The organism is Mycobacterium sp. (assembly GCF_035653355.1).
Taxonomy (GTDB): Bacteria; Actinomycetota; Actinomycetes; order Mycobacteriales; family Mycobacteriaceae; genus Mycobacterium.
Genome location: NZ_DASRBZ010000201.1, coordinates 1 through 3,633 on the forward strand (window position 1 = coordinate 1; position 3,633 = coordinate 3,633).

The 3,633-nt window shown below is 65.2% G+C and carries 3 protein-coding genes; 2 read left to right on the top strand and 1 reads right to left on the bottom strand.

Features of this window, described 5'->3' with window-relative positions:
* Window positions 1-619, top strand: a 619-nt coding sequence (locus tag VFA16_RS06865) for a sulfotransferase (protein ID WP_324967093.1), incomplete at its 5' end; no start/stop codon positions are given.
* A 25-nt stretch (window positions 620-644) separates the two neighbouring features.
* Here VFA16_RS06865 and VFA16_RS06870 read toward each other — a convergent pair.
* The gene (locus tag VFA16_RS06870) at window positions 645-3,236 is read right to left on the bottom strand and encodes a hypothetical protein (RefSeq protein WP_324967094.1); all 2,592 of its coding nucleotides are present in this window, start codon (window positions 3,234-3,236) and stop codon (window positions 645-647) included.
* Window positions 3,237-3,285: 49 nt separating this feature from the next.
* Here VFA16_RS06870 and VFA16_RS06875 point away from each other — a divergent pair, with 49 nt between their 5' ends.
* A complete protein-coding gene (locus tag VFA16_RS06875; protein ID WP_324967095.1) occupies window positions 3,286-3,411 on the top strand; it encodes a hypothetical protein in 126 nt (41 codons plus the stop codon).
* The last annotated feature ends 222 nt before the right edge of the window (window positions 3,412-3,633 follow it).

Sequence of the window (3,633 nt, forward strand, 5' to 3'; positions counted from 1 at the left end):
GTTCGACCCGGCGGCACGACTGACAGAGGACTCACAGCTCGTGACGCCTGACGCCGGGCGGCGCCTGCTCGAGGCTTGGACCCCCTATTGGGACACGTCGAAGCGAGTCCTGCTGGAGAAATCCCCGCCCAACCTGATCCGGATGCGCTTCCTGCGAGCGCTGTTTCCCGCCGCGCGGTTCATCGTCGTGGTGCGCCACCCCATCGCCGTGTCGTTCGCGACCCGCAAATGGTCTCGGACGAGTATCGACTCGCTACTGCGTCACTGGGTCAGCGCCCACGAGCACCTGGTGGAGGACTCGCTTCACGTTGGACGGACGGCTGTGGTCAGATACGAGGACCTGCTCGCCGATCCGGGCTCCGAGCTCGATCGCCTGTTTGCCTTCCTCTCGCTGCCGGCGCACGATGGCAGCTGGGCTGTGCAGCCAGGACTGAACGCTGCCTACTTCGCGCGGTTCACCTCACCGCGTTGGCCGTGGCGCAAACGTGAGTACGCCAGGGCCGCGGCCGCGTATGAGCGAGACGTGAACCCCTATGGATACAGCCTTCTCGCCCCGGAGCGCCTGCGGCCCCCGGCACCGCAACTCGCCCAACTCGCTCCCGCCACACGCGTCGGCTGACCGGCGCGACGCCGCTGCGGTGCCGCTATCCGCCGCTGCCGTACGACCCGCCGCCGATGACCATCTCCGAGGCCGTCGATTCGTGCCCCAATGAGTCGTAGGCATCCACTTCAAGCGTGTGCCAGCCGTATGCCGGCTCGGACTCGGCGTCCCAGAACCCACCTTGGCCGCCGAACACATACTTCTGGCAGAACGGATAGGTGCTCACGAACCGAAGCTGCCCGTCGACCTTGAAGTCCACATGGGTCACGCCGCTGGGGTCCGTAACCGCCGCGCTGTACGGAACCCGCGGGCCCATGTAGAGCCAGGTTGGCGACGTGAACGTGATCGATGGCCCGGCTGTCTGCCCCGCCTGTGGAGTGACCGAAAGCGGCGGCGGGCACGGATTGTTGGCTGGTGGATTGGGATTTGGCGTGATGTATTGCGGCGGGTTGCATGGCGTCTGGTAGAGCGGCGATCCGGGCTGTATCGCATTGCACATGTTGGTCTGCAGCACCTGCATGTCCTCCCACGGGAGGTCGGTCATGAACTGGGTCGGGCTGAGCCCGCCGAACAGGCCGCCTGGCCCGTCGAAAACGTCGTTTCCGCTCACGGTCCAGTTCTCACTGCCGACCGTGACGCTGGTTGACCTGTTCACGACGACCGCACCGTAGGTTTGCATGGCCTGAGCCAGCATTCGCTCGATCGGTGCGATTGGACGGTTCAGGCTGGCGAACCAGGCATCTATGTTGACGTTTGGGTTGACCCGGAACCAAGCGCCTTCAGGGATGATCGAATCACCTGTGCCGTCGCTGTGCTGTGCCGGCCAGGACCACACATTCGCGGCGTTATCGGGCAGCGCCAGCAGAACAGCATGATCGATCTGTCCGCTCTGAAGCTGTGGGATCGTCGTCAAACCGGTGAGGAGCGGTATCCCGGCCGCCGACCCGCCCCAACTCGACTGCTCACAGTACTTGACCTGGGGATTGGTGCTGCACGAGTTGTTGGTGTTGGGAATGTTCTGGTAGTAGCCGACATTGGTTGAGACGTGCGGTATCCGGCCGCCGGCACTCGCGTACCACTGGCCATTGCTCTGATAAGCCCTCCAAAACTCCCACATCGTGTCGCTCGAAGGCTGATAGACGATCATCTGGCCATCGGTGCCTGGGGCCGGGTAAGCGCCTGAGGGGATCGGCACCGCCTGCATCGCCGCCTGCAGGTTGGGATTGCTCGGTATCTGAACGGTCACGGTGGGTTGACCCGCTGGAACGATGTAGAGCGTCGGTGAGTAGGCGTTATCGTCGAAGTCCGCCCGGGAGTTGACCTGATGACAGTACGTCTCTTGCGCAGAGTTCCATTGAGTCCACGGGATGTAGACGGATTGGCGGCAGTTGTAGGTCTCCGTTGGCGCTACCCCGAACGCCAAGTTCGTCAGTTGCTGCGCCATCTGGGAGCTCTGCGGGTCGAGCGGAGCGTTTGCCGGAATCGGCTGCGCGAAGATGCTCGACTGGAAGTAGACGGGCGCCTGGGGCGCAGTCCCGCCAACGGGCTGTGTCACGAGCGAGCTCGCGGATGCCGAGCCACCCGAGTTGCTTGCCGTTACGGTCAGCTCCACGGTCTCGTTCGACTCCCAGGCAGGAACCTGGTACGAGGGACCAGTGGCACCGGCGATCGCCCAGCAGTTGTTCCCAGTCGGATCGCAGTTCTGCCACTGATAGCTGTAGGCAGTCACGGGATCGCCTGTCCACATGCCGGTGCTGCCAGCACTCAGGGTTTGGCCGATCTGCACCGTTCCGGAAATCGATGGTGGGTAAGCATTGAATGGCGGGATCGCGATCACCACCGGAGTGACAACTGAGACTGCATCGCTGCTGCCAACACTGTTCGATGCGGTCACCACGACCTGTAGCGTGGTACCGACGTCGCCGAGGCCGAGCTGGTAGGTCGGCTGGGTTGCGCCGGCGACATTGGCGCAGTTGTTCCCGCTCTGATCGCAGCTCTGCCATTGGTACGAGTAGGAGAGTGCCGGTGTTCCCGACCACGACCCCACGTTCGCGGTCAGAGTCTGACCGTCCTGAGCCGTTCCCGATACGGACGGAGCCAGCGTGTTCGCAGGAGGCGCCGGCGCCACTACGCCGCTTGGCGCGGACGCAGCGCTACTCGATCCTTCACCGTTCGTCACGGTCACGACCACGACCAACGTCGTCCCGACGTCCCCCGGGCTCAGCTGGTACGTGGGGCCCGTCGCTCCGGTCACGTTGGCACAGTTGTTCCCAGTCGGGTCACAGCTCTGCCACTGATACGAGTACGAGAGCGGCGGCGTCCCCGACCACGACCCCGGACTCGCACTCAACGTCTGCCCATCCTCCGCCGAACCCCCGACCGACGGCGCCACCACGTTGGACGGGGGTGCCGCCACCACCACGGCGCTCGGGGACGACGCCACGCTCGTCGACCCTCCGGCGTTGGATGCCGTCACCACGACCACCAGCGTCGTGCCGACATCACCGGGGCCCAGCTGGTACAGCGATTGCGTGGCGCCGGCGACGTTCGCGCAGTTGTTCCCGCTCTGGTCGCAGCTCTGCCACTGATACGACACCGACATTGGCGGCGTCCCCGACCAGGATCCCGGGTCCACGCTGAGCGTCTGACCGTCCTGGGCCGTTCCGGATACCGATGGCGCCAGCGTGTTTGCAGGTGGCTCCGCCGACACGACGCCACTCGGCATCGACGCGGTGCTGCTCGATCCCGCGCCGTTCGCGGCGGTGACGACGACCACCAAGGTCGTGCCGACATCCCCGGGACTCAGCTGATATGTCGGGCCGGTGGCCCCAGCGACGTTCCCGCAGTTGTTGCCAGATGGGTCACAGCTCTGCCACTGATACGAATAGGAGAGCGGCGGCGTCCCCGACCACGAGCCCGGACTCGCACTCAACGTCTGCCCATCCTGAGCCGTACCCGAGATCGACGGCAACGCCGTGTTCGCCGGCGACGAGGCAGCGACGACGCCGCTCGGAGCCGACGCGGCGCTGCTC